This is a genomic window from Methylobacterium sp. WL1, assembly GCF_008000895.1.
Classification (GTDB): Bacteria; Pseudomonadota; Alphaproteobacteria; order Rhizobiales; family Beijerinckiaceae; genus Methylobacterium.
In genome coordinates this window covers 3,634,888-3,660,245 of record NZ_CP042823.1, presented here as the reverse complement: position 1 = coordinate 3,660,245, position 25,358 = coordinate 3,634,888, and the positions used below count along the sequence as shown (strand labels likewise).

Sequence of the window (25,358 nt, the reverse complement as noted above, 5' to 3'; positions counted from 1 at the left end):
CCGCCGAACCCGTCGCCGCCTCATTGAAAACGGCCGGCCGGGCGGGCATATCGCCACCGCATTTTCCCCTATGCGGAGGCATTGCCCGTGAGCGAGACGATTGAGCGGCACGAATTCGGGGCGGAGGTGGGTCGACTCCTCGACCTCGTCGTGCACGCGCTCTATTCCGACCGCGAGATCTTCCTGCGCGAACTCGTCGCCAACGCCGCCGACGCCATGGACCGGCGCCGGTTCGAGGCGCTGACCTCGGCGGCGAGCGCCCTGCCGCCGGACGCCAAGGTCCGGATCGTGCCCGACAAGGAGGCGCGCACCCTGACCGTCTCGGATGCCGGCATCGGCATGACCAAGGAGGATCTGGCGTCCAACCTCGGCACCATCGCCCGCTCCGGGACGCGGGCCTTCTCGCAGACGCTGGATGCGGCCAAGGCCGAGGATCGTCCGAGCCTGATCGGCCAGTTCGGCGTCGGCTTCTACTCGGCCTTCATGGTCGCCGACCGGGTCACGGTCACGTCGCGCCGGGCCGGCAGCGACGAGGCCTGGACTTGGGCGTCCGAGGGCCAGGGCAGCTACACCCTGGAGCTCGCCGATCGGCCTGAGCCCGGCACCGACATCGTGCTGCATCTCAAGGCGGACGCCGACGAGTACCTCGAACCCTACCGCCTCGACCACTTGGTGCGGAAATGGGCCGACTTCATCACCGTGCCGATCGCCATTGCGCGGGATGGCAAGGACGAATCGGCCAACCAGGGCACCGCGCTCTGGCGCAAGCCGAAATCCGAGGTGACCGAGGAACAGTACGAGGCGTTCTACCACGCCCTCGGGATGAACTTCGACAAGCCGTGGGCGACCCTGCACTGGCGCGCCGAGGGCCAGCTGGAATTCTCTGCGCTGTTGTTCGTGCCCGGCGCTAAGCCGTTCCAGGCGCTGGAGAACGACCGGCAGAGCAAGGTCCGCCTCCACGTCCGCCGGATGTTCATCACCGACGAGGCCGAGTTGCTGCCGCCGTGGCTGCGCTTCGTCCAGGGCGTCGTCGACACCGAGGACCTGCCGCTCAACGTCTCCCGTGAGATGCTGCAATCGACGCCGGCGCTCGCCCGGATCCGACGCGCCGTCACGGGCCGCGTCGTGTCCGAGCTGACCACCCGCGCCAAGGATGCCGAGAGCTACCAGACCTTCTGGGAGAATTTCGGCGCGGTGCTCAAGGAGGGCATCTACGAGGATTTCGAGCGCCGCGGCGAGATCGCGCCCCTTCTGCGCTTCCGCTCCTCGGCCGAGGACGGCTGGACCTCCCTGCCGGACTACGTGGCCCGCATGAAGGACGGCCAGGAGGCGATCTACTACCTCGTGGCCGACGATGCCGAGGCGCTGAAATCGTCGCCGCAGCTCGAAGGCTTCAGGGCCCGGGGCCTGGAGGTGCTGCTGCTCTCCGACCACGTCGATGCCTTCTGGCCCGACCAGCTCGGCAACTTCGAGGAGAAGCCGCTCAAGTCGATCACCAAGGGCGGCCTCGACCTGTCGAAATTCGCACCCGAGGGTGAGCAGCCGGAGGCGCCGGAAGGCATCGACGCCTTCGTGGCGGCTGTGAAGGTGGCGCTGGCCGGTGAGGTCTCGGACGTGCGCACCACCGACCGGCTGGTGGACTCGGCCGTGGTGCTCTCGTCCGGTACTGCTGGACCCGACCTGCAGATGCAGCGGCTGATGCGCCGGGCCGGCCGCGGCGGTGCCGGGCAGCCGGTGCTGGAGATCAACCCGCGTCATCCGTTGATCCGGGCGCTTGCGGCCTCTGCCGAATCGGAGATCCCCCAGGAAGCGGGCACGCTGCTTGATCTCGCCCGGATCCAGGACGGCGACAGCCCCCGCGATCCGGCGGCCTTCGCCCGGACCATCGCGGCGGCGCTGGCCGCAGCCCGAAGCACTTCGCGCTGACGGTCCGGTCGCGGCCCGGCATCCGCCCGAGCCGCGGCGCCGGGCTCTTCGCGCCCACGATGCTTCACGATGTGCGTGTGTGCTCACGCACATCGGCGTCGAAAGTTTCTAAGTTCGGTTGATCATTCCGAAACGGGCGAGCCATAACTTCGCCACTGGTCGGGACCATTTCCCGACCGGAGGCGCGGGCGCGGTGGGGGCCGCAGGCGTCTGAGCCGATTCCTCACTCGCGCGCGGCCTGCGCGCCTCACGGACGCTGCATGAACCCGGTCGAGGCTCAAGCCGGCAACGGACAGGCGGTCTTGGCGGCACGCACGCGGGCTCACGCCCGGGCGTACCGCCACAGCGGCCGCGTGCGCACGATGCGCCGACTCATCCCGGTCGCTGCGGGCGGCGCGGTGGCGCTGCTGCTCGCGTACCTGTTCAATCCGTTCGGGACGAGCCTGCCGGGAGTCTCGGTCGGCCCCGTGACGGTGGCCGGCTCCAAGGTCCGCATGGAGAACCCCCGGCTCGCGGGCTTCCGCCAGGGCAACCGCGGGTACGAGGTGACGGCCGATGCTGCCCTGCAGGATGTGCGCAAGCCGAGCCTGATCGAGCTGGAGCGGATGCGCGGCCACCTCGCCACCGACGATCAGGGCGGCGTCGCCCGACTCTCGGCGGCCTCTGGCCTGTTCGACACCGCCCGCGAGGCGCTCGACCTCAAAGACGACATCCGCATTTGGACCGACAAGGGCGAGGAAGCGCGCCTGCGCTCGGCCGCCGTGGTGTTCAAGACCGGCTCGGTGAGCTCCCAGGAGCCGGTCACCGTCTCGACCCCGCGCGCCACCGTGAACGCCAACGCCCTCGACGTGGTCGAGAACGGCAAGCGGATCTCCTTCGTCGGGAACGTGCATGTCGTGATCGCGAACGACGACCCGGCCGACAAGGCGCCCCCGCGCATCCTGACCTCGAACGCCGAGCCCGCGGAAACCGGCCGATGAGCGCGCGCGCAACCCTCTGCGTGGCCCTGGCCGGTTGCCTGGCACTCGCCGGCCCCGCGCTGGCCGAGAAGCCGGCCAAGAAGGACTCGCCCTTCGGCAATATCGGCGGCGGCGGCAAGGATCCGATCAAGATCGACGCCGACCGCCTCGACGTGTTCGACCGGGAGAACCGGGCGGTGTTCGTCGGCAACGTCGTGGCCGTGCAGGGGGAGAGCACGATCCGCTGCTCGACCATGACGGTCTACTACAAGCGCGGCAAGGACGGCGCCGGCAAGGCCTCCGCGAGCAAGGATGCGGACGGCAAGGCTGCGGACACCGCCGACGAGGCGCCGGCGCCGAAGAATCCGGCCGAGAACGGCATTCAGAAGGTCGATTGCGCCGGTCCGGTCACGGTGGTCCAGAAGGACCAGGTCGCCACCGGCGATCACGCGGTGTTCGATCAGGACGCCAAGCGCATCGTGCTCACCGGCAACGTCGTGCTGAGCCAATGCCAGAACGTCACCCGCGGCCAGCGGCTGGTCTACGACATGGGCACCGGGCGCGCGAACATGGATCCGGTGGCTGGCGGCCGCGTCTCGGCGCTGTTCGTGCCCGGCGAGAAGGCCGACGCCAAGGATGGCAAGGGGAAGGGCTGCGCTCAGCCGCCGGTCAAGCCGCGGGCGCAGGTCAATTGAGCGGCGCGGTTGCGTTCCGGGCGGAGCCGCAGGACGCGGCGGGCCGCCCGACACTGCTCGGTCGCCTGTTCGGCCGTCGCGCGAGCCCGCCTGTCGCGGATGCCGACGAAGTCGCCGCCGCGGAAGAGGGCGGACCCGGGATCCTCAGCGTGCGCGGCCTGCGCAAGAGCTACGGCGCCCGCACCGTCGTGCACGAGGCCGGGCTCACGGTCCGCACCGGCGAGGCGGTCGGGCTGCTCGGGCCCAACGGCGCCGGCAAGACCACGATCTTCTACATGATCACCGGTCTGGTGGTGGCCGATCGCGGCCACATCACCCTGGATGGCCTGCCGATCACCCATCTGCCGATGTATCAGCGGGCGCGCCTCGGCATCGGCTACCTGCCGCAGGAAGCCTCGATCTTCCGCGGGCTGACCGTCGAGGACAACATCCGCGCGGTGCTCGAAGTGGCCGAGCCCGACCGCAAGGCGCGGGCCCGCAAGCTCGATTCCCTGCTCGAGGAGTTCGACATCGCGCGGCTGCGCAAGTCGCCCTCGATCGCCCTGTCGGGCGGTGAGCGGCGGCGCTGCGAGATCGCCCGGGCGCTGGCCTCGTCGCCGACCTTCATGCTGCTCGACGAGCCCTTCGCCGGCATCGACCCGATCGCGGTGGGCGACATCCAGGACCTGGTGAAGCACCTCAAGCAGCGCGGTATCGGCGTGCTGATCACCGACCACAACGTCCGCGAGACCCTGGGCCTGATCGACCGCGCCTACATCGCCCATTCCGGCCGCATCCTCACTGAGGGGACCCCGGAGGAGATCGTGGCGAACCCCGACGCCCGGCGGCTGTATCTCGGCGAGGATTTCAGGCTCTGACAGCCTGGACCTGATGCTCGGACGCGGAGCAGATCCGCGACGGTCCTGCTCCGCTCCGAAGCCAATCACCCCTTCCAGTTCTTCAGCGCCGCGAACGGGCTATCGGCCTCCGGGGGCTTGTCCGGGTTCAGCACCGGCTCGACCTGCGCGATGGCGTCCGCCATCGAGAAGACGGATCCGCTCTGGAGCCGGCCGCCGGCGGCGTCGCGATGGCCGCCGCCGCGGAACAGGCGGGCGCCGTCGAGGGCCGTGCCGTCGTTCGAGCGGAACGACATGGTGCCCATCCGCTGTACGTTGACGACGCGCTTGGCCCGGCCGGCATCCATGATCAGGTCCGAGACCCGCTGGAACGTGCCCGAATCGAGGGCGAAGGACAGGAGCGTGCCGTCCTTGAGCGGGCGGAACAGCGCGTCCGAGCGGGCGAGCGCCCGGGCGAGACGCATGCGCGTTGTGAGCGCCCGGTCGTCGTCCGGCGCGTCGCGCAGGAGGGTCTCGACCACCTCGGAGCGGATCGCCAGGGCACGCCGCTCCAGGTCGGCCGGGGTGGCGCCCTCGCGCAGGGAAACGGCGGCCGCACGCAGCAGCCCGGACATGAAGGCCTCATGCCAGGGATGGCCGACGGGCACGAAGCTCGACACGCTCTCCCAGAACAGCTCGTCCAGTGCCAGGCCCCCCGGGAAGGCTGGGCTGTCCTTGCGCCAGAGGTCCACCGCATCGATCGCCGCCACCAGGGCGGAGAGGTCGGTCTCGGGCTCGTGGGTGGCGAACAGGGCCCGGTGATCGAAGGTCATCCGGGTGGCGCAGACGTTTTCGTCGATCAGCACGACGCAATCCGGATCGCCGAGATCGATCCGGCTCAAGCCCGGACGTTCGGGATCGGCCACGGGCTCCAGTCCCTGGCGGCGCAACTGGTCCAGCGAGGAGGCGTGGTGGTCGAGGACCACGAGCTTATGCTTCCTTCCGTCCTCGCGGCGGCGGTTCATGGCCGCGAACTTCTTCAGGCCCGCGATGGTCTGCTCCTCCAGGCCGAGGTCGGTCATGAGCAGGATCTCGCCCTCGCCCGCCCGGGCCAGGCGTTTGGTCTCGTCCTCGAAGACGGGGCCGACATCGCTGTAGCGGGGTACGTGGACGACGCGCTCGACCGCCGTGCAGGCTGCGGCGACCGTGGCGGCGCCGTAGCCGTCGAGGTCGTGGTGGGTGATCTGGATCAGGCGCACGCGGGACGGTCTCGGTCGGTGACGGGTGCGAGCGGTCTACGACGCCCGGCGCTGCGACGCGAGGCCCCCGACTGTCAGCCGGCACCTTCCCCTCGCCGGCATTCGGTGCAGAATATCGCTCGGACGCCGTGAGTCGCGGACGCGCGATCGGTCCCGAAGCACCCTGAAGAGTGCGCGTCAGCCAAGGGGGAAGCAGTGACTCCAGTCGCAACGCCGCGCGTGAAGCGCATCCAGACGATCTCGCTCGCCCTTCTGGTGACGGCCGGAGTGGTCAATTACGTCGACCGCGCCACGCTGGCGGTGGCCAACCCGCTGATCCGGCAGGATCTCGGCCTGTCGATCCCCGACATGGGATTGCTGCTCTCGGCATTCCTGTGGGCCTATGCCTTCGCGCAGCTCCCGGCCGGCGCCCTGGCCGACCGGCTGGGTCCGCGGCTGACGCTGACCATCGGGCTGAGCTGCTGGTCGCTCGGCCAGATGCTCGGTGGAGCCGTGACCTCGTTCTGGCAGTTCGTCGGCGCGCGTATCGTGCTCGGCCTCGGCGAGGCGCCGCATTTCCCGACCTGCGCCCGGGTCTCGCGGGACTGGTTCAACATCCGCCAGCGCGGCACCGCCACGGGGATCTGGAACTGCGCATCCTCCCTCGGCACCTTCCTGGCCCTGCCGCTGCTTACCTTCCTGATGGTCGCCTTCGGCTGGCGGGCCATGTTCATCATCATGGGTGTGGCCGGGCTGGCGCTCGCCGGGATCGTCTACCTGGTGTTCCGCAACCCGCCGGAGATAGACCTGACCCCGGCCGAGCGCGCCTTCCTGGAGGAGGGCGATGCGCCCAACACCGACCGCCGCGTCACCTGGAACGCGTGGAAGCGGCTGTTCCGCTACCGCACCAGCTGGGGCATGATCATGGGCTACTTCGGCTGCATCTACATGACCTGGCTCTACACGGCCTGGCTGCCGAGCTACCTCGAGATCGAGCGCCACTTCACCCTGCAGAAGACCGGAATCGTCGGGGCGATCCCGTTCGCCTTCGGGGTGCTGGGCGGCATCCTCGGCGGCCGGATCGTCGACATCCTGATCCGGCGCGGGGTCGATCCGATCCGGAGCCGCAAGATCCCGATGGTGGTGGGCCTTCTGGCGACCGCGGCCTGCACCGTGGTGGCGGCACTGACGCCGAGCGACACGCTCGCCATCGCGTGCATTTCGGCGTCACTGTTCCTGGTCTACGTGAGTTCGTCGGCCGCCTGGGCGATGGCCTCCGTGGCGGCGCCGGCCAACGCCACCGCTTCGCTCGGCGCCATGCAGAATTTCGGCGGCTATATCGGCGGCGCCCTGGCCCCGATGATCACCGGCTTCATCGTTGGCGGGACCGGTCATTTCTCCATGGCCTTCATCACCGGCGCGGTGATCGCCGTCGTGGCGGCGCTCGGATACTGGACGCTGATCCAGGACCCGATCGCCGCGGAGGCGCCCGCGGAGACCTTCATCGCCGGGCTTAAGCCGGCCGCTTAGGCGGCGGTCAGCCGCGCAGGTGCGGCACCGGTGCGTGGAGATCGCGCGCCGGCGTCCGGGCCGGGAAATTCCGGCGCATCAGGTCGACGAAGGTCGCGGCGGGCCCGTCCCAGTCGTGCCGGGCGGCATGCGCCCGGGCGGCGCCCGCATCGAACGGCAGCCGCCCGTCGATCGCGGCGCCCATCAGCTCGGCCAGCCGCTCGACCCGGTCCGGGGCGTCCGGATCGAAGTAGCTCGCCGCGCTGCCCCCCGCCTCCGGGATCGCGGTGAGGCTCGAGGCGATCACCGGCGTGCCCCGGGCGAGGCTGTCGAGCACCGGGATCCCCCAGCCTTCGCCGCGGCTCGGGAAGACCAGCGCGGCGGCCCGGCCGTAGAGGTCGGACAGGCCGTTATCATCGATCCCGGCGATGTGCACCGCGTCCGGGGTCCGGGTCAGCCGGTCGAGGGTCTCGGGCCGCTCGCCGTCGCCCTTGCCGACGACGATCAGCCGGGCCGCGCCCTCCGGCAGGCGTGCGAACGCATCGAGCACCAGGCCGAGATTCTTGCGTGGCTCCAGGCGGCCGACCATCAGCAGGTACGGGCGTCCGTCCGCGAGCGGATGCCGCTCGGCCGAAGCCCGTGGCGGGGTCGATCCGCAGCGCACCTCGGCGATCCGGCTGCGATCGATGCCGTAGACCTTCGCGATGGAATCGCGGCTGTAATCGGAGATGGTCAGGACCAGCTTGGCGCGCCGGGCCGAGAGCCGCGTGAGGATGCGGTTCCGCCAGCGCATACGCCACGTGAAGAACTCGGGATGGGTCTCGAACAGGATGTCGTGGACCACCACCACCTGGCGGTCGCCCGGCACCAGCGGCGGGGCGATGTAGGTGGTCAGCAGGGTATCGAGGCGGTCGCGGAAGACCAGCCACGGCCAGATCGCGAGCAGGCGCAGGCTCGCCAACACCCGCGGCAGCTTCTGGTGCTCGATATTGGCGCCCGAAACGAGGCGGGCGCAGGCCTCCGGGTCTCCGGAATAGACCACGTAGGTCGCGTCCGGATGGCGGGCGGCGGCGCGCCCGATGATGTTCACGAGCCAGGTGCGGCTGCCCTGGGGCTTGCCGGTGAGCACGTGCGCGTCGATACCGATGCGTAGCATGTTACGGGCTCCTGTAGGCGCCGAAGGTCGGGGCTTCGCCGGCCACGTAGGCTTGACCGGCGAGGTCGCGGGTTGCGCCGAGCGGGATGCCGGCGCGGGCGGGGGGCTTGGTCAGCGCGAGGCCGCCCGAGAGTGGGGCGGCCGGGTCGCGGAAGGCGGGGGTGCCGGTCAGGTCGGGGCCTTGGCCGTGCAGCGGCAGGCTCGCCCCGTCGCTGGTGGTCGTGGCGGCCCAGCGATAGAGCGGCGCGCCGACGCGGCTGCCGATGAAGTTCGGCCCGATGGCGTTCCCGTTGTCGGCGGTGGTCGCCTCGACCGCGATGGCTGCGATGCCGGGCCGGGTGGCGAAGGCGATGTTGTTCAGCACCCGGTTGCCCGCGGTGCGGTCGACCGACTTGGTGTAGTCCGAGGCCAGCACGATCTCGCCGCGGTAGACGTGCTTGCCGCCGGAATCGCGCATGTTGCCGGTGACGGTGTTGTTCACCACCGTGTTCGAGCCGGCGTCGAACAGGTTGATGCCGGCACCGTCGTTGTCGGTCGCGACGTTGAACGCGACGGTATTGCCGTCGCACCATTGGTCGATCTGGATGCCGTTGCCGTCCTGGCCGGTGGTTTCCTTCTGGCCGGTGACGATGTTGTACCGGATGGTATTGCGGTCGCCCGCGTCCTGGGCTGCATCCTTGGCGTAGACGTGGATGCCGGAGGTGCCCGACATGCCGACGCCGTTGCCCGAGACCCGGTTGCCCTCGACCACGTAGCCGGAGCCGTTGATCTCCATCCCGTGGATGCCGTTGCCGGTCACCGTGTTGGCCAGGATGTAGCTCGGATCCTCCGGCGGCACGTTGATCACGTCGATGGCGACGCCATGGGTCTTGTTGTCGGAGAGCGTGTTGCCGGTGATGCGGTGGCCGGCCCCGGCGCCGTCGCCGATCCAGATGCCGAGACCGGATCTCGAAACCGTGGAGTCCGCCACCGTCACGTGGTGCGAGCCGCGGCGGATGATGAAGCCGGAATTGACCGCGCCCTGCACGGTCAGGCCGGTCACCGTGACGTAGGCGGCGTTCTCGAACACCACCGAGTTCGACAGGACCGGCCTGGTCCCGGCGACGGCCGCCACGGTGACCGGTGCCTCGGCGCTGCCGCGGGTGCCGATCACCGCCACGTCGCCGTAGCTGCCGCCGCGGATCAGCACGCTCGATCCGGGCCCGAGGCTCGCGAACGGGACGTCTGCGAGCCGGGCCACCGTGCGGTAGTTTTCCATCGCGCCGCCTGCGGGATCGACCAGGATGCGCTGCTGTGATTGCGCATCGGCCGCGCCGCAGGCGGCAAGCGCCGGTAGCAGCAGGGCGGCGAAAAGGTTCTGAGCGTGCATCCGGGAGCCGCTCACGCCGCCAGCGCCCGGGCGATGGCGAGGCGTTTCTGGCGCTGGAACAGGCGGCGCCAGACCGTGCGGCCGGCCTCGGGACTGATCCGAGTGAGGACACGTGCCGCCATCTGCCAGCCGGGCAGCAGCGCCGTGGGCATCGCCAGGTCGGCGACGCGGTGGCGCGGGGCGGCGGCCAGCGGCGGCGGGCCGACGAGGCCGAGCCGGGTGAGATCGGGCGCGAGGTCCGGGCGCTTCCGGTACCACAGCACCAGCGCCGCCCCCTCGCGCTCGGCGATGCGCAGGTAGGCCGTCTCGTCCAGGAGGTGGTGGTGATAGGCCAGCGCCTCCGGCTCATAGAACAGGTGCATGCCGCGCCGGGCCAGCCGCTCGCCGAGTTCGATGTCCTCATGCCAGGTCAGGCGCGGATCGAAGCCGCCCGCCTCTTCGAGCAGGCGGCGATCAACGCTGACGTTGCAGGTCAGGAAGGCGTCCCAGCCCACTTCCACCCGGCCCGCGAGCGCGTCGTACGACGCGTCGTGGTGCAGGGCGGAGAACGGCGAGAACGGCAGAGCCGGGTCGATGGTCATGCGCCCGAGGATCGCGGTCTCGCGTCCGCCCCGCCTGGCATGGGCGGCGAGATGCGCATCGACGAGGCTGGGGGCCGGGATCGTGTCGTCGTTGACGATCAGGAGCCGCGCGCCCCGGGCCGACGCGATCGCCCGGTTCCTGGCCGCGTTGGCGCCGGCATTCTCCTGGCGCAGGTGCACGACCGGTATGCGGCCGGTGGCGACCGCGTGGCTGATCACCGTGCCGGTGGCGTCGGCGGAGCCGTCGTCGCAGACGACGATCTCGAACGGCCGGTCGGTCGTCTGTCGGTCGAAGGCCCGCAGGCACAGGCGCAGCGTGTCGGCGCGGTTGTAGGTCGGGATGATGACCGAGAGCACGGGGACGTCGCTCATGACGAAGCTTCCGGGATCGAGAGGGGGAGGGGAGCGGCGGTGGAGCGGCCGCGCAGGCACAGCCAAGCCGCCACCGCAGCGGAGAGGACGGCGGCGAAAGGCACCGTGATCGGCGCGAGCGTCGCCGGGCCGGCGGCCCAGGCGAGGGCGGTGACGAGGCCGGGGCCCAGCACAGTCGGGGCATCGCCGGGCGCCAGTGGTGCGCCGGCTTCGCGCCAGAAGGCGTGGGCGACCACCGCCAGCATCGCGACCTCGGCCAGGAGGGCGGCCCAGGCCGCGCCGAGCAGCGGATCCAGGGGGATCAGCACCGCGCAAGCGGCCAGATTCGTGGCGCAGGCGGCCGCACTGCCGCGCACCGCGAAGCCGGTCCGACCGAGGGGAACCAGACCGGCGAACAGCACCGTGGCGGTAATCAGCAGGGCGCTCATCGCGGCTGCGATGCGCAGGACCGGCGCGGCCGCAGCGAAATCCGGCCCGAAGATCACACGCACCAGAGGATCGGCGACCGCGCAGGCCGCCACGGTTCCGGCCACCGCGGCCGCCAGGATCACGATCAGTGCGGGGCGCACGCTGGAGCGCAGCCGATCGGTGCCGGAACGTGTCGCGCCGGCATCGATGGCGCCGACTGCCCGGCCGAACACGGGCACGAGCGGCGCGCACAGGGTGATCGCCACCGCGGCGCCGAGCTCGAAGAACCGGAAGCCCGCGGTGAACTGGCCGAGTTCCGCCGCACCCGCCAGCGCCGCCAGCATGATCAAGCTGATGCGGCCGTTGAGTGAGCCGAGGGCGTTCGAGATCCCGACGCCGGCCGCGGCCCGGATCGTCGCCCAGCCCTGCGACAGGGAAGCGGGACGCAGAGGCAGAAGCTTGGCGGCCAGGATCAGCCCGACCACGCCGTAGACGATGCCCGAGGCCACCGCGACGATGCTCAGGGCCGCCTCGGGGAGCTGCAACCAGAGCGCGAGTGCCGTGCCGCCGACCAGGACCACGGCGTTGGCCAGGGACGGCCAGACCGACCAGCCCGGCCTCCCGCAGACCTGGAACAGGGAATCCTGGAAGCGCGCGGCCGCGAGCGGCATCAGCACGGCGGCGAGGGCCAGCGCCGGCCGGATCTCCCCGGGCAGCAGCGGCAGGGCGCCGAGCAGCAGCAATCCGGTGCCGCCGCCGAGGAGCAGCCGGGCCGATATCATGCGGCCGAATTCCGCAGCCCGCATCTCCGGCGCGCCGGCGCCGAGGCGTGACCCGAAGGTCAGCGTGGTACCAAAATCGGCCGCGATGAGCGCCACCGCCAGCACCGCGAGGGCCAGGCCGTAGCGGCCGAGCGCCGCCGGGCCGACGCCGTGCCCGACCATCACGAAGGCGGCGAAGCCGGCGGCCAAGTAAACCCCGCGGCCCGCGGCCTGTCCAAGCAGATTGGCGCCGTACCGCATGCCGCCCGGGCGGCCACGTCCGCGCAATCGATTTACCAAGCGGACCATCTCTCGGTGGAGCCTTACTGAAAACCGCGACCTACGATTGCATCGTGGCAGGGTGCGTATGGCTTGCAACCGTATCTTCAATTTATGGTTGCAGAGATAAAGCGTCTGAGGAAACCGGAGGACTGCGTATGTCCGAGCGCGCAGAGACTGACGCCGCCCGAGGGATCCCCCTCGCGGGCGCATCGAAATTCGCAGACGGGCGGCGACAATGCTGGGCACAGATGCGCATTGCGCTCGCGGCCGACCGTGCCCACTGGCATCGCCGGGGCCACGGTTCGGCGCGACTGTACCGGGGCTATCACGCGGTCTGGCTCTATCGGCTCTCGCGCTACAGCCACGAGCGCGGCTGGCGCATGGCGGCCTGGCTGCTGTGGCTGTTCAACGGCTGGTGGACCGGCTCCGATATCCCCCCCTCGAGCCGGATCGCCGGGGGATTGTTCCTCCCGTATCCGTTCGGCGCGGTCATCGCGGGCGCCGTCGGGCGTGACGCGGCCTTCGGCGTGCAGGCCTCGATCGGCGGCCTGTTGAAGGAGCCCGATCAGGATATCGGCGGGGGCCCCGGCCTGCCGCTGCTGGGCGACGGCGTGGTGCTGGAGGCCGGCGCGATCGTGCTCGGTGCGGTGCGGATCGGCGATCGGGCCCGGCTCGGCCCCCGCACCACCATCCTCAAGGACGTCGAGCCCGGCGAGACGGTGATGCCCCAGCCCTGGCGTGCCCTCCCGGGCCGGGGAGCCGCGGCATGACCGGCGCCGTCGTGAACACCGATCCGCACGGTCCGACCGGCTACGCGGAGGTGCGCCGGCTGCTCTCGGCCGACTTCGCCCGCGTCCTGCGCCAGACCACGGGCGGCAAGCCGACCTCCCGGCTGCGACGCCTGATGCACCTGACGCTGCCCGCCATGCAGGTCGCGATCTTCCACCGCGTGGCGCATCTGCTGCACGGACACGGCTGGCGGCGATGCGCGGCCGCCGTCTCGAACCTGTCGCTGCGGTTGACCGGCGCGAGCCTGCATCCCGGATCGCCGATCGGGCCGGGCCTGTTCGTGCCCCACCCGGCCCGCATCGTTTTCTGCGGCAGCGCGGGGATCGACCTGGTGCTGCTTCCCGGGACGCTCGTGGGGCCGCGGGATTGGGTTTTCCCCGGCGCGCCATTCCCCGCGGACGCGCCGCGCCTCGGGGACAATGCCGTGGTCGGGGCCCACGCGGCCGTCCAGGGTGCTGTCACGGTCGGGGCCGGAGCCACGATCGGGATCGGCGTGTGCAGCCTGCGGGAAGTCCCCGCCGGCACCGTCACGATGGTGGCGCAGCGGCAGATCCGCAGCCGCTCCGATGTTCCGGAGGGCGGCGATGCAGTTTAGCGCCCACCCTCCAACGTCGGCCAGCCGGTCAGGCCGGCCCGTGCTCGTGTCGGCGGATGGCTTCCCGGCCTCCGCGGGCGGCGCGCCGGGACGGGAGCTGACGGCGGAGCACACCCTCGTAGGCATCGACGATGCCGCGCCAGCCGAACGCGTCCGCGTGCCGGTCGCGAGAGGCCGCCGACATCGCGTCGAGCCGGCTCGGCGCAGCGCGCACAAGGTTCAGGATGCCCCGGCGCAACTCGGTCTCGTCGCCGAAGAACACGGCGCCGTCGCCCGCCACCCAACGGTTGAACGGATTGTCGTGCGCCAGGATCGGCGAGCCGGCGCCGAGGGCCTCGACCAGGGACGGGTTGGTGCCGCCAACCGTGTGGCCGTGGATGTGGAAGCGGGCGTGGAGACGGAGGGCGGACACCCGGTCGGCCTCGTAGATCGCGCCCGCGAAGATCACGTCCGGCCCGCCCGCGGCCTTCACGGCACGGTGGTAGGAATCCGAGTCCATCAGCTTGCCGAGCACGACGAGGGGCAGGCCGGGGCGGATCTCGCTCCAGGCGCGGACGATCTGGAGCACCAGGTTTTCGGGCACGACCCGGGCGATCAGCAGCCCGTAGTCGCGGGGGCGGACGCCGAACGCGGACAGCGGCGTCGTCGACGCCTCCAGCACCGGGTCGGCGCCGTACGCGATCGTGGTGATCCGCTTCGCCGCGGTGTTGCGGGCGAGGTGCTTCGCGATCTCCGGATGGTCCGCGACCAGATACGTGGAGAACAGGCTGCCGAGGCGCTCGTTCAGCCAGAACCACGCCTTTGCGGGCTTCGACCAGCGGTCGCGCTTCCACTCGATCCCGTCCATGTTCATCACGCTGCGCTTGCCCGTGAGGCGGTACAGGATCGAGAACAGGGCCGTGTTGTAGCCGAGCACCAGCGGCAGGGCCGGCCGGAACGCCGCCCGCAGGGTGCATTTGAGGTCAAACACGATCGTGGCGAAGGCGCCGTCGCCCCGCACCGCGACCGGGATCAGCGCGACGCCGCGCCAGACGCTCGGCGGGGTCGGCGTGCTCACCTGGCAATAGACCTCGACCCGCCAGCCCCGCTCGACGAGATCCAGCGCCAGACGCTCGGCCAGGGTCTCGAAGCCCCCATGCGCGGCCGGCACCCCGCGGGTGCCGAGGATCGCCACCGCCGGGCGCCCGTCCGGCCCATCCCAATTCACCACTCCGGCGCGCGTCGCGTCCTCAGAGGAGCCTGAAGTATGGTCACCGTCGAACAGCGCCTGTTCCGGGAGATGGGGGCCGGGGGTTACTCCCGGCAGGACCACCGGATGGAGTACATCGTGCGCGTCAACGCGCTGCTCCGGCCGGATATGCGGGTGATGGAGTTCGGGGCCGGGCGCGGCAAGTGGACCGATGACCCGGTTCCACTCCGCCGGCACCTCGGCGACTTCCGCGGGCGCTGCGCCCACGTCATGGCCTGCGACGTGGACGAGGCGGTCCTCGAGAACAAGTCGGCCGACGAGGTCCGTCTGATCGGCCACGACGGGATCCTTCCATTCCCGGATGGGAGCTTCGACCTGATCTCGGCGTTCTCGGTCCTCGAACATATCGAGCATGCCGATGTCACCGCGGCCGAGCTCGGCCGGGTCCTCGCTCCGGGGGGCTGGCTCTGCGCCTGGACTCCCAACCGCTGGGGCTATGTCGGGGTCGGCGCGCGGCTCATCCCGAAGCGCCTGCACGCACAGGTCCTGCGCTGGGTCGAGCCGCGGCTGGTCGAGATCGACTCGTTCGTGCCGCTCTACACGATGAACACGGAGGCGGCGCGGAAGCGGCTTTTCCCAACTGATCGGTTCGAGCACTTCACCTACAGTTTTGACGGGCAGCCGTTCTATCATGGCGAGAACATCGTCCTGGGCAAGTTCTGGGAGCTGCTGTTCCGGCTCACGCCGGGTCCGTTGAAAGGCTACCACATGGTTTTCATCCGCAAGAAGCCGTGAGCATTTGACGGGATCAAATTCGAAGACTGCGCAGGTGGTTGGAAAACCTGCGCATGTCCTCGGCCTTGCGGGCGAGTTCCGGCTGCCGTTTCAGGCGGCCGGCGAGGCCGTAGGCCAGCGCCCGCAGCGTGAAGCCGAGGCGCAGCGGGGCTACGAAGAAGGCCGGAGAGGACAGGAGCCGGCCGGCGTTGCGCAGGCGGTAGATCCCCGCCAGACCGTCGAGCCAGCGGGCCGAGCGCGTGCCGGCCGAGCCGCCTTGGAGGTGGACGACCGCGATCCCCGGCAGGTAGGCGACCCGCCAGCCGGCATCGCGCAGGCGGCAGCCCCAATCGACGTCCTCGCCGTAGAGGAACAGCGCGCTTTCCAGGCCACCGATCGCCTCGATCGCCTTCCGACGCATCAGGATGAACGCGCCGCAGACCCAGTCCACGTCCAGGGCCTCGCGCCCCCGGGCCTGCCGGCTCGCGAGGTAGAGGCCGCGCAGGCCGAAGCGCCCGGACAGACCGGCGGCATGGACCAGGGTCGAGAGCGGGCGCGGCTCGTAGCCGGCATCGCCGACCTGATGGCGGCCGTCCGGGAAGATCAGGCGCGGACCGACTGCGCCGACATCGGGGTGCGCGTCGAGATGGGTAAGCGTTCCGGCCAGCGCCTCCGGGTCGCGCAGGAACGCGTCGGGGTTCAGAAGCAGGATCGTGTCGCCCCGCGCCGCAGCCAGCGCGACGGCATTTCCCCCAGCGAAGCCGTGATTGGTCCGCTCTGCGATGAGCCGTACCCACGGGAAGGTACCGGCGATCCGCTCCGGCGTCCCGTCCGACGAGGCGTTGTCGACGACGATCACCTCGTAGGATCGGTCGATCCGGCTGGCCGCCAGCAGGCGCAGGCAGGTCTCGATGTCGGCGCCAGTGTTGTAGGTGACGATCAGGACGCTGAGGCCGATGCCGCTCATTGTCGATCTCTCCGCGCTCTGACGGCTGGGCGGTTATGGGCAGCGGACGGTCTCGGACGGATACCCAACGCGGTCGCGGCTCCTTGCTCCTGCGCCGAGAGGGAGCGCGTCGCGCTGCCGATCTCCGCAGCGGCACGGCGCTGCGCCGCCCGCACGCCCGCGATCAGCCCGAGGCCGGTGTAGAGCAGTTCGGCGATGCCGAGGTTCAGGCGGAAGCCCGGGTCGACGAGCCCGTGCAGCAGGTGGGCGATGAGGCCGACCGCGCAGGCGGCCGCGATGGCCGCCAGCGGATCGCCCACCGGTGCGCGCCACGCCGCCCGGAACCCGCGGAAAATCCCGACCGAAAAGACCAGCGCGAAGGCGGTGTAGCCGACGATCCCGACCTCGGTGAGGATCAGGATGTGCAGGTTGTGCACGACGTGGTTCGAGCGGTCGAACAGGCCGGCGAGGCGGGACAGGCCGGTCTGATCGAGCACCGCGAACTGGTTGCCGAAATTGTTCAGCCCGACGCCGAAGATCGGGAATTGCGCGAACAGCGCCAGGGCGGCCGCGTTGAGCGGTCCACGTTGCGCCGCGGAGCCGCCGTCATCCGCGGTCAGGCGTTCCCAGACCAGCGGCCCGGCATAGATCGCCCCGATCCCGGCCGCGACGACCAGAAGGGCGAACACGATCAGGCTCGCCCGGGTGAACAGCCGGTCCCGGTAGACCAGCAGGATCACCAGGGTCGCCGAGAGCGGATAGGTCAGCCAGGAGGCGCGCGACAGGGTCAGCACCACGCCGACGACGGCCGAACCGGCCCCGGCGGCGCCGACGAGGCGCAGGAGTTTCGGGCCCCGAGAGAGGGCTAGCGCCAGTGCCAGCGGCCAAACGAACTCGTAATAGTACCCAAGAATATTCGGGTGGACCTTCAGACCGCCGGCGCGGCGCTGCGCGGAGAAGTTGATGTTCTCCTCGACGATCTGCTCCTCGCCGAGCACGGAAAGGCCGAGTTCGGACCCGGAGACGTATTGCAGCCCCGCCACCGCAGTCTGCACCAGGCACAACGCGCAGATCGCCAGCGCGAGGGTGCGGATATCGGCGCCGGACAGGTTCGAGACGGCCACCGAGACGAGGAGCAGTCCGAGGAACCGCCACGCATCGAACCACAGGTAGGCGGTGTCGGTGGCGTTGGCCAGCGAGAGCAGGCCGGCGGTCAGGAAGGCGAGCTGCGTGAGCACGAGCGGCCGGTCGAGGCGCAGCCCCGAGACCCGCTCTCCGATGCCTGTGACCTTCGAGAGGATCAGCGTCAGCGCCACCAGGAGCGCCACGCTCACGGTCAGTCCGGCACCGCCGCCGATGCTCGGCAGGTATTGGCCGACGGCTTCGAAATGCTGGAAGAAGCTGACATCCAGCTTCACGGTCAGCCCGACCGCGAGGGCGACCAGCAGCAGGGGCGTCAGGCGGTAGCGCTGCCCGGCGATCAGGGCGCCGACCCCGCCGAAGGCCGCGGCCAACCCGACCACGGCGAACTTCAGCGGTGCAGCGCTCAGCGCCACGGCACCGGCCGCCGCCGCGAGGCCGAGGCCGGCCACCGGCAGTGCGCGGAGTGCGCGAACCGGGGCGCCGCTCATCCGAGCCACCGGTACAGCCATTTCGGGATCGGCCGCCGGGTCCCGTTGAGGACGATGCCGAGCGGTGCGCCGCCCGCGGCCTTGAGGTCGGCAAGCGCCCGCTGGGCCACGGCCCGGCGCGTCCGCTCGGCGCCGATCACCACGACGAACCCATCCACGAAGGGCGAGAGCGCCGCCGCGTCGCCGATCTCGGTGATCGGTTCGCAATCCAGGATGGCAAGGTCGAAGCGGTCGTCGACCAGTGCCAGGAAGTCCTCGACGCGGCCGTCGTCAAGGGTCGCCTTCCGGATCGCCCCGGCGCTGCCGGCCGGCACGACGCTCAGGCCGTCGGCGACCGGGTGGACCCCGAGGCTCGGCGCCACGTCCCCGGCGACGATATCGGCGAAGCCTGGCCGGCCCTCGAGCCCGTAAGCCGCGGCCAGGGACGGCCGGGACCAGTTGGTCTCGATCAATGCGGCGGTGCGGCCGCGGCGGGCATAGGCGCCGGCGAGTTCGCGCGCGAGCGTGCTCACCCCCTCGCCGGGTTGGACCGCGGTGATCCCGACCCGTCGCAGCCGGGTCTCGTAACGGCTGAGCTGGACCAGGGCCGGCTCGAGCACGGCGGGGTCGATCATCGGGGCGTAGGCGGCGATCATGCGGCGGCTCCACCGAAGCGCGGCCGCCGCTCGGCGCCGGAGCGCAGCGGGACTGCGGCAAGGACAGGCACGCGCAGGGAGCGGGCGACCTCGGCGGCGCTGCGGTAGGTCTGGGCGAGGATCTCCGCCAGCGCGACGTAGGCCAGGGCGGCGAGCAGCCCGAGCCCGGCCGCGAGGCCGAGGATCAGCGGCCGGTTCGGGCCGGAGGGCAGCCGCGGCGGCACGGCACGCGCCACCAACGCGGAGGAGGTCACGGATTGCGCGTCGAGCCCGGTGCCCGTGCGCAGCGCGTCGATCCGCTTCTGGGTGTCGGTGATCTCGTCGCTGAGCAGGGACTTCTGCTGCGCGAGCCGGCCGTAGGCCAGAGCCGCGTCGCTCTGGCCGATGGCGGCTTTGCGGCGGCTCGCTTCGATCCCCGTGATGGTCTGGATCTTCTCCGCGAGCACCGCGAGCCGCGCCGTGTCGGCGGCGATCAGCGCCTGGTACTTCTGCCGCGTCAGGGCAATGAGGTCCCGGTCGAGGCTGATGAATTCGGGTGCGGTTGGCCTGAACCGGACGGCGATCTCCGCCCGCTTGGTCCTGAGATCGGCCCAGCGCGTGTCGAAGGCCGCCACCGTCGGGTCGGCGTCGGGCGGCGTCGGCTGCCAGCGGTCGGGGCCGGTCTCGCGGGTGCGCTTGAGCCGGGACTCGACGCCTTCGCGCTCGATCTGGGCGGCCGACTTCTGCCGGGCGAGGTCGGAGAGCGTGCCGAGGTCGTTCTGCTGCTCGATCTCGAAGCTGGCGGTGTTGTTGCCCTTCAGGGAGGTCGCCAGCTGCGCGTCGATGGCGGCGAGGTCGGCGCGCGCCTGCTCCAGTTTGCCCTGGTAGAACGTGGCCGGCGTCTCGTCGGCGTAGACCTCGACGTGGCGCCGCTTATAGGCATCGAGCAGCCGGTTCAGCGCCTGGGCGGCGAAGTTCGGGTCCGTCCAGGTGAAGCCGGTCAGGATCACGTCCGTTTCCTTGACGAACACGACCTTGAAGGAGGCGAGATAGGCCTCGTAGAGTTTCTCGTCGGGACTAAGGTGGCGCAGCAGGCCCAGCGCCTCGAACGGGACGCGGGCCGTGTCCACGACCCAGGTCTTGACCGCCTTGGCGCCGCGCATGGCGACCCGGCCCTGGTAGACCAGCCAATCCATCCAGTCCGCGGGGGGCGGGCCGAGGTCGCCCGTCGGGGTGATCGCCTTCAGCGCCGCGAACTCGTCGCGCACGATGCTCGGGTCCCGCAGGATCTCGACCTCGTTGTTCACGTTCTGCGCACGCTCGGAGAACATGTAGTTCTGGTTGGCGCCGCCCTGGACCGGGGCGGCCGCCTTCTCGCGGCCGAGGCGGATGATCAGCTTGGCGTCGGCGGTGTACTCGGCGGGCGTCAGCAGCAGGTAGATGCCGGCCCCCAGGATCGCGGCGGCCAGGATCAGGAGGGCCGGCCGGATGTGCCGGAACAGGGCCGCCAGGGCGTCGCGGAGGTCGAAGGCGGGGCCTTCGACGTCCTCGGGGGCGGCCCGGTCGGGCCGGGACATGTCGGACTTCGTCACGTCCCGGACCTCACGGTGGCGCTGGTGGAGGTGTTGGCGGACGGGCCGGTGATGTAGTTCACGCCGAAGCCGGTGCCGTTGAAGAGCAGGATCTGGCGGACCACGAGGTCGACGGCGCGGGCGGTCTTCGCCAGCAGCGAGGGCGGCACGTAGACCGTGGCGTTCGGGGGCACGATGATCGAGTCGGCCAGCCCCGGCTCGCCGATGTCGACGATGCGGACGCTGCCCGCGGCCCCGCCATCGAACCGGATGATGCGGACGGCATCGCCCGCGGCGGTCGGCAGGATGCCGCCGGCCGAGCCGAGCACCTGCGCCAGCGTGCGGGCACCCTGCAGGGTGACCGGCCCGGGGGCCCGGACCTCGCCGAACACCATCGTGTTGGCCGGCACCAGGCTCGCCAGCCGCACGCTCGTGCTCACCGTGGCGAGCTGGCGGTGGTAGGCGGCGGTGAGGTTGCTGGCGACCTCGGCCACGGTCCGGCCGGCGGCCTGGACCGGCGGGACCATCGGCAGGTTGATCTTGCCGTCGGGCTCGATCGCCAGGACCTTCACGCGGCCCATATCGGCCCGCTGGGTGAGATCGCGGAAATCATCGGTCACGGTTCTGAATTTGCGCAGCATGATCGTGACGACCGGGTCGATCAGTACGTCGTCGTAGGTGCTCTTGATCAGCGTGGCGGCGGACTCGGGCGACAGACCGGCGACCTTGATGCCGTTCTTGCCCGGCAACGAGATCCGGCCATCCGGTCGGACGATCACCGTACGGTTGTATTCCGGGTGGGTACGGAAATCGACGTCGAACTCGTCGCTCGGGTTGAGCCGGTAGGTCGGCTGGACCACGCTGGAGTCGATCAGGAACGAGACTTCGAGGTTGTCGCCGACGTTCAACCGGTAATTGGCGAGACCCAGGCGCATGGTGCGCCCGACCTCCTCCTCGGCGGCGGCGACGACAGAGGGCGGCACGGCATCGGCGATCGAGCCGGTCTGGGTCACGTCCGGGCCGGACCGCCCTGCCGAGCGGGGTTTGCCGGAGGACATGCAACCGCTCAACAGCGGTGCGCAAGCGAGCACCGCCAGCGCGGCGGCGCGGCATCGTGGATGATCCGCGACGCGGGATGCCCGGGGGGCGCGCCGGGTCGCCGCGCCGAGGAACGCAGACAGGGAAAACGCCATCGACCTTCAGCCGCACCATGCTCGACTGCGCCCGTCCGATGACAACTCGTGATCGAACCGCGCAAGCGATACAATCGACGGGTTTGGTTAACGAGGCTTGAAGCTCGCCCCGCTCAACTCTATCAGAAGTTGTGAAAGCCGGCCTGTGGCAAACTGCGGAGCCCGCGCATGCGGACAGGCCGCGACAGCTGCGCGCCGGACGCATCGGCTCGTCGAAGGCGGCGCTTGCGTGGTGGCGGTGCCGGCCAACGGAACGACCCTGCTTGCAGATGGATCTTAAGGAACGGTCACGCTCGGATTTCAGGATCCTTGCCGCCCGGGATCGTGCAACGGTCCGTCTTAGGCATGCGGTGACGGCGCGCTGAGCCGGATCCAATCAGATGCGGTGTCCGATCCGAACGCAGTCGGCGCGATGACTGTCGATCGATCTAAAGGTTCGATCGAAAAGTGTATCTCCTAAGTCTCTTGCCCAAGCTTGAGCGATCGGTTAACAATAACTTGATCGAATCGCCTTGGATATTAAGACGAGGCTGGGGCGGCGCGGTCCTGAATGCCGGCATTCACCGGCCCGGAGTCGAGCGCCATGCCCGGCCTGAACCCCGCGCTGTTCGCACGCCTCAGCGACGACCTCGAGGCGTCCTTTCAGGAGGACCTGGAGGAGGCGGTGGTCGATCCGGCGCGCTGGCCCGATCTGATCGAGCGCGTGTCGCTGGCGTCCGGGAGCGAGGGCGCGCTGCTCCTGCGCACCGACCGGACGGCCCTGGATGCGCTCACCACGGCCTCGCTCGCCGAATCCTCGAAGCGCTACTTCGAGGAGGGCTGGCATCGGGAGGATCACCGCTTCCGCGGCATGCCGATGATCCGCGCCCGCGGCATCGCGGTCGATCAGGACTTCACCACCCCCGAAGAGATCCAGCGGCTGCCGTTCTATCAGGATCTGCTGGCCTCCAGCGGGCTGCGCTGGTTCGCCGGGATCGGCTTCGAGGTGAAGGGCCGGCTCTGGTGTTTGGCCCTGCAGCGGACGGTGGCGCAGGGCCTGTACGAGCCGCACGAGCAGGCGCGCCTGGCTACCCTGTCGCCGCTGCTCCGGCGCGCGGGCCTCCTCACCGCGATGGTCGAGAAGGCGCGTTTGGCCGGCCTGACGCAGGCCTTCGACATCATCGAGCGAGCGGCCATGATCCTCGATTCCGAGGGGCGGGCCGTGCACTGGAACACGGCGTTCGGGGCACTCCTCGGCCGCGACCTGAGGCTCGCAGGTGGGCGCCTGGCCGTCGAGGAAGGTGAGGCGGCACGCCAGTTGGAGGCGCTGTCGCGGCCGTCCGGGCGGGCGCCGATCTCCGCGATCGTGGTGTCCCGCCGGGACGCTTCGCCGATCGTGCTCCACGTGGTCCCGCTGGTCGGTCCGAGCCGCGGCCTGTTCGCGGGCGGGAGCACGCTGCTGATGGCCAGCATTCCCGGGACCATGACGGCGCCCGCCGCCTTCGTTCTTCAATCCGCCTACCGGTTGACCCCCGCGGAGGCGCGCCTCGCTCAAGCCTTGTCCGATGGGATTCCCCTGGCGGAGGCGGCGAGCCGCTTCGCGATCACCGCCGCCACCGCGCGCTCGCAGCTGAAGGCGATCTTCGCCAAGACCGGCGTGACCCGGCAATCGGACCTGCTCCGGCTCGTGATGGGCTTGGCGCGGTAGTTCGCCGTCTGACGGGTTGCGGAACGGGTCGCCTCGCGAGGCCGTTTCAACCAACACGACAGGAGACAACATCATGACGTATCGGATCGCACTGGCCTCCGCGCTGACGATCGGAGCTCTCGTGATCGGCGCCCCCGCCGAGGCGAAGGGGTGTCTCAAGGGGGCGGTGGTCGGCGGTGTCGCGGGCCATATGGCCGGACACGGCAAGATGGGCGCCGCCGCCGGCTGCGCGATCGGTCACCACCGGGCCAACAAGAAGGACAAGCAGGGCTGATCGCATCCCTGCGAACACCGCCGCCCCGCGATGGGGGCGGCGGTGACCTGCACCATGCGGCGCGGCCTGTGAAGCCGGATCCCCAACCGGGGATCCGGCTTCACGCGTTTCGGATGCCAGGGTTGGGCCTGACGGCCCGGCGCCCGATCCGCGGCGCCACTCGACGATGGAGAACCCTTGACCATTGTTTGGAGTTGTTCTAATTAAGAACTGTAGGCGGGTGGCCAGCTACCGGTCCCTGCCGCAAGACATTGCGACGACGGAGAGAGACGATGACCGGTACCGCGAACGCCGCTTGCGAGAGCTGCCGCTTCTTCGACGACCACAAGCTCAACGGCGCCAAGGCTCAGGGCGACGAGGGCCTCTGCCGCTTCAATCCGCCGGTCAGCCAGCCGGCTCCCCAGTCCAAGGGCCTGTGGCCGGTGGTGGCCTCCAAGGATTGGTGCGGCCACTTCACCGCCGAGATGTCCGCCGCCGAGTAATCGGAGCGCGCGGCCCCGCGATCGCGGGGCCGGCTGGGCGTCCATCCCCGCGCCGTCCTGCACCGCGATCCACCCGTGACGACCCGCGCGATCACCCGGCCCCACGGGGTGGTCGCGCATTGCCGTTCTGGCTCCGGCAGCCGTATGGTCGGGCCATGAGCCACGCGATCCGCCCGCGACCCAGGCCGACATCCCGGCGATTGCGGCCATCTACGGCGATGCCGTCCGGACCGGCACGGCGAGCTTCGAGCTGGAGCCGCCGGATGCCGTGGAAATGGGGCGCCGTTTCGCCGTCCTGAACGACGGCGGGTTCCCCTACCTCGTGGCTATCAGCGGCGGTGCGGTCTCCGGCTTCGCCTATGCCGGTCCCTATCACCAGCGCGCGGCCTATCGTTCGACCCTCGAGGATTCGATCTACGTCGCTCGCTCCGCCCGGGGTACCGGCGTCGGACGCGCCTTGCTCGGCGCATTGATCTTCGAAGCCGAACGGATCGGCGGCCGGACGATGGTCGCGGTCATCGCCGAGAGCGACTCTCCCGCCTCCGTGGCGCTCCACGCCGCCTTCGGTTTCACGGCGGTCGGCACCCTCGCGGGCGTGGGCTACAAGCACGATCGCTGGCTCGACGTGACCTTGATGCAGCGACCGCTCGGATCCGGCCGGAGCGCCCCGCCGACCCGCACCTGACCGGCGGGCTATCGGCATGAAGACTGGTCATCGCGGCTCAGCCCAAGACTGCACCGTCATGATGCGGACAACTTCGCGCGAGAGACGGCGGGCAGGACGCGCAAGCCGCCCGGTGCTCGGCCCGGCGAGAGCGCGATGACGCGAGCGCGGAGGCCGTCCGCAAAGTGGGTGGTCTTGTTCCTTCGGGGCGCGCGAGGCAGGGGAGTTCGGGTATGATGATGTCTTCGATCGGTCGGCGGGTTGCGCCGCTCGCGGCCCTGGCGCTCGCCGCGCTCGGGTCGCCCGCGCATGCCGCGACACCGGCTGACCCCAGCGGCACCTACATCACCGAGGATGGCCGCGCCCGCGTCCGCCTCGAAAAGTGCGGCACCGCCAACGACCGGCTGTGCGGTTACGTGGTCTGGCTGAAGGTCCCGCTCAACGACAAGGGCGAGCCCCGGATCGACTTCAAGAACCCGGATCCGAAGAAGCAGGCGCGCCCCTCGCTCGGCCACCAGCTGATCCTGGGCCTGAAGCCGAACGCCGACGCCCATTACGAGGGCAAGATCTACAATTCCGAGGACGGCAAGTCCTACGACGTCACCATCTGGACCGACGCGCCGAACGAGTTGACGGTTCGGGGCTGCCTGATCGCCTTCCTGTGCAAGTCGCAGACCTGGAACAAGGTCGTCGACCTTCTGCCCGGCCAGCTCGCCGGCGCGACCAACACGCCGAACGGCCCGCGCAGCGACCCGGAATTCGCCACGACCTCGCCCCGGCCCGCCGCCAAGACAGGCGCTAAGCCGTCGGCCAAGCCCGCCGCGGCCGACGCTCCGGCTCCGCAATGAGCGAGGAGGAGCATCGTCGCGGTTCAGAGA

General features: G+C 70.4%; 24 protein-coding genes. 13 read left to right on the top strand and 11 right to left on the bottom strand.

The window, feature by feature from the left end; genetic code table 11:
• Window positions 1–87: 87 nt before the first annotated feature.
• From htpG to lptB, 4 genes are all read left to right on the top strand, one after another.
• Window positions 88–1,926 (top strand): molecular chaperone HtpG, encoded by a 1,839-nt coding sequence (htpG, locus tag FVA80_RS17740; protein ID WP_147906241.1) that lies wholly within the window; start codon window positions 88–90, stop codon window positions 1,924–1,926.
• 260 nt (window positions 1,927–2,186) lie between these two features.
• Window positions 2,187–2,906 carry an LPS export ABC transporter periplasmic protein LptC gene (lptC, locus tag FVA80_RS17735; RefSeq protein ID WP_147906240.1) on the top strand — a complete coding sequence of 240 codons (720 nt, stop codon included), beginning with the start codon at window positions 2,187–2,189 and terminating at the stop codon, window positions 2,904–2,906.
• The gene (locus FVA80_RS17730; protein ID WP_147906239.1) at window positions 2,903–3,580 is read left to right on the top strand and encodes an LptA/OstA family protein; all 678 of its coding nucleotides are present in this window, start codon (window positions 2,903–2,905) and stop codon (window positions 3,578–3,580) included. Before lptC ends, FVA80_RS17730 begins: the two co-directional genes overlap by 4 nt.
• Window positions 3,577–4,437: an LPS export ABC transporter ATP-binding protein gene (gene lptB, locus FVA80_RS17725; RefSeq protein ID WP_147906238.1), complete on the top strand. Its 861-nt coding sequence runs from the start codon at window positions 3,577–3,579 to the stop codon at window positions 4,435–4,437. The genes FVA80_RS17730 and lptB overlap by 4 nt, the downstream gene beginning before the upstream one ends.
• Window positions 4,438–4,502: 65 nt before the next feature.
• Here lptB and FVA80_RS17720 read toward each other — a convergent pair whose 3' ends face one another.
• Window positions 4,503–5,654 (bottom strand): dimethylmenaquinone methyltransferase, encoded by a 1,152-nt coding sequence (locus FVA80_RS17720; protein WP_147906237.1) that lies wholly within the window; start codon window positions 5,652–5,654, stop codon window positions 4,503–4,505.
• A gap of 219 nt (window positions 5,655–5,873) precedes the next feature.
• Here FVA80_RS17720 and FVA80_RS17715 point away from each other — a divergent pair, with 219 nt between their 5' ends.
• Window positions 5,874–7,163: an MFS transporter gene (locus FVA80_RS17715; protein WP_246692009.1), complete on the top strand. Its 1,290-nt coding sequence runs from the start codon at window positions 5,874–5,876 to the stop codon at window positions 7,161–7,163.
• A gap of 7 nt (window positions 7,164–7,170) precedes the next feature.
• On the opposite strand, the gene FVA80_RS17710 is transcribed toward FVA80_RS17715, so the two are convergent.
• Genes FVA80_RS17710 through FVA80_RS17695 form a run of 4 tightly spaced genes read right to left on the bottom strand, consistent with a single transcriptional unit; the run spans window position 7,171 to window position 11,999 of the window.
• A complete protein-coding gene (locus FVA80_RS17710) occupies window positions 7,171–8,298 on the bottom strand; it encodes a glycosyltransferase family 1 protein (protein WP_147906235.1) in 1,128 nt (375 codons plus the stop codon).
• 1 nt (window position 8,299) lies between these two features.
• Entirely contained in the window at window positions 8,300–9,667 is a 1,368-nt protein-coding gene (locus FVA80_RS17705; protein WP_147906234.1) for a right-handed parallel beta-helix repeat-containing protein, read from the bottom strand.
• Between the two features lie 11 nt (window positions 9,668–9,678).
• Window positions 9,679–10,620 carry a glycosyltransferase gene (locus FVA80_RS17700; protein ID WP_147906233.1) on the bottom strand — a complete coding sequence of 314 codons (942 nt, stop codon included), beginning with the start codon at window positions 10,618–10,620 and terminating at the stop codon, window positions 9,679–9,681.
• The gene (locus tag FVA80_RS17695) at window positions 10,617–11,999 is read right to left on the bottom strand and encodes an oligosaccharide flippase family protein (protein WP_246692008.1); all 1,383 of its coding nucleotides are present in this window, start codon (window positions 11,997–11,999) and stop codon (window positions 10,617–10,619) included. Before FVA80_RS17695 ends, FVA80_RS17700 begins: the two co-directional genes overlap by 4 nt.
• Before the next feature lie 320 nt (window positions 12,000–12,319).
• On the opposite strand from FVA80_RS17695, the gene FVA80_RS17690 reads away from it, so the two are divergent.
• Complete coding sequence (locus tag FVA80_RS17690; protein WP_246692007.1) at window positions 12,320–12,841, top strand: serine acetyltransferase; 522 nt, start codon at window positions 12,320–12,322, stop codon at window positions 12,839–12,841.
• Complete coding sequence (locus FVA80_RS17685; protein WP_147906230.1) at window positions 12,838–13,455, top strand: serine acetyltransferase; 618 nt, start codon at window positions 12,838–12,840, stop codon at window positions 13,453–13,455. The genes FVA80_RS17690 and FVA80_RS17685 overlap by 4 nt, the downstream gene beginning before the upstream one ends.
• 28 nt (window positions 13,456–13,483) lie before the next feature.
• Here FVA80_RS17685 and FVA80_RS17680 read toward each other — a convergent pair whose 3' ends face one another.
• On the bottom strand, window positions 13,484–14,665 hold the full coding sequence (locus FVA80_RS17680) for a DUF1972 domain-containing protein (RefSeq protein WP_246692006.1): 1,182 nt from the start codon (window positions 14,663–14,665) through the stop codon (window positions 13,484–13,486).
• Window positions 14,666–14,701: 36 nt separating this feature from the next.
• Here FVA80_RS17680 and FVA80_RS17675 point away from each other — a divergent pair, with 36 nt between their 5' ends.
• Window positions 14,702–15,439 carry a class I SAM-dependent methyltransferase gene (locus FVA80_RS17675; protein WP_147906229.1) on the top strand — a complete coding sequence of 246 codons (738 nt, stop codon included), beginning with the start codon at window positions 14,702–14,704 and terminating at the stop codon, window positions 15,437–15,439.
• A gap of 13 nt (window positions 15,440–15,452) precedes the next feature.
• Here the strand turns inward: FVA80_RS17675 and FVA80_RS17670 are convergent, their stop codons facing one another.
• From FVA80_RS17670 to FVA80_RS17650, 5 genes are read right to left on the bottom strand one after another with little or no spacing between them, the layout of a single operon-like run.
• Complete coding sequence (locus FVA80_RS17670; protein WP_147906228.1) at window positions 15,453–16,385, bottom strand: glycosyltransferase family 2 protein; 933 nt, start codon at window positions 16,383–16,385, stop codon at window positions 15,453–15,455.
• Complete coding sequence (locus FVA80_RS17665) at window positions 16,382–17,995, bottom strand: O-antigen ligase family protein (RefSeq protein WP_246692005.1); 1,614 nt, start codon at window positions 17,993–17,995, stop codon at window positions 16,382–16,384. Before FVA80_RS17665 ends, FVA80_RS17670 begins: the two co-directional genes overlap by 4 nt.
• The gene (locus FVA80_RS17660; protein WP_147906227.1) at window positions 17,992–18,630 is read right to left on the bottom strand and encodes a CpsD/CapB family tyrosine-protein kinase; all 639 of its coding nucleotides are present in this window, start codon (window positions 18,628–18,630) and stop codon (window positions 17,992–17,994) included. Before FVA80_RS17660 ends, FVA80_RS17665 begins: the two co-directional genes overlap by 4 nt.
• Entirely contained in the window at window positions 18,627–20,201 is a 1,575-nt protein-coding gene (locus FVA80_RS17655; RefSeq protein ID WP_246692004.1) for a Wzz/FepE/Etk N-terminal domain-containing protein, read from the bottom strand. Before FVA80_RS17655 ends, FVA80_RS17660 begins: the two co-directional genes overlap by 4 nt.
• Complete coding sequence (locus tag FVA80_RS17650; protein ID WP_246692003.1) at window positions 20,198–21,238, bottom strand: polysaccharide biosynthesis/export family protein; 1,041 nt, start codon at window positions 21,236–21,238, stop codon at window positions 20,198–20,200. The genes FVA80_RS17655 and FVA80_RS17650 overlap by 4 nt, the downstream gene beginning before the upstream one ends.
• Before the next feature lie 685 nt (window positions 21,239–21,923).
• Between FVA80_RS17650 and FVA80_RS17645 the strand changes: the two genes are divergently transcribed.
• The 5 genes from FVA80_RS17645 to FVA80_RS17625 all read left to right on the top strand — a co-directional run bounded on the left by FVA80_RS17645 (window position 21,924) and on the right by FVA80_RS17625 (window position 25,328).
• Window positions 21,924–23,060 carry a helix-turn-helix transcriptional regulator gene (locus tag FVA80_RS17645; RefSeq protein WP_246692002.1) on the top strand — a complete coding sequence of 379 codons (1,137 nt, stop codon included), beginning with the start codon at window positions 21,924–21,926 and terminating at the stop codon, window positions 23,058–23,060.
• Window positions 23,061–23,133: 73 nt separating this feature from the next.
• A complete protein-coding gene (locus tag FVA80_RS17640; protein ID WP_147855580.1) occupies window positions 23,134–23,334 on the top strand; it encodes a hypothetical protein in 201 nt (66 codons plus the stop codon).
• Window positions 23,335–23,606: 272 nt separating this feature from the next.
• Entirely contained in the window at window positions 23,607–23,816 is a 210-nt protein-coding gene (locus FVA80_RS17635; RefSeq protein ID WP_147906224.1) for a hypothetical protein, read from the top strand.
• A 127-nt stretch (window positions 23,817–23,943) separates the two neighbouring features.
• Complete coding sequence (locus tag FVA80_RS17630) at window positions 23,944–24,501, top strand: GNAT family N-acetyltransferase (RefSeq protein ID WP_147906223.1); 558 nt, start codon at window positions 23,944–23,946, stop codon at window positions 24,499–24,501.
• Window positions 24,502–24,713: 212 nt separating this feature from the next.
• Entirely contained in the window at window positions 24,714–25,328 is a 615-nt protein-coding gene (locus FVA80_RS17625) for a DUF2147 domain-containing protein (protein ID WP_147906222.1), read from the top strand.
• Window positions 25,329–25,358 lie beyond the last annotated feature (30 nt).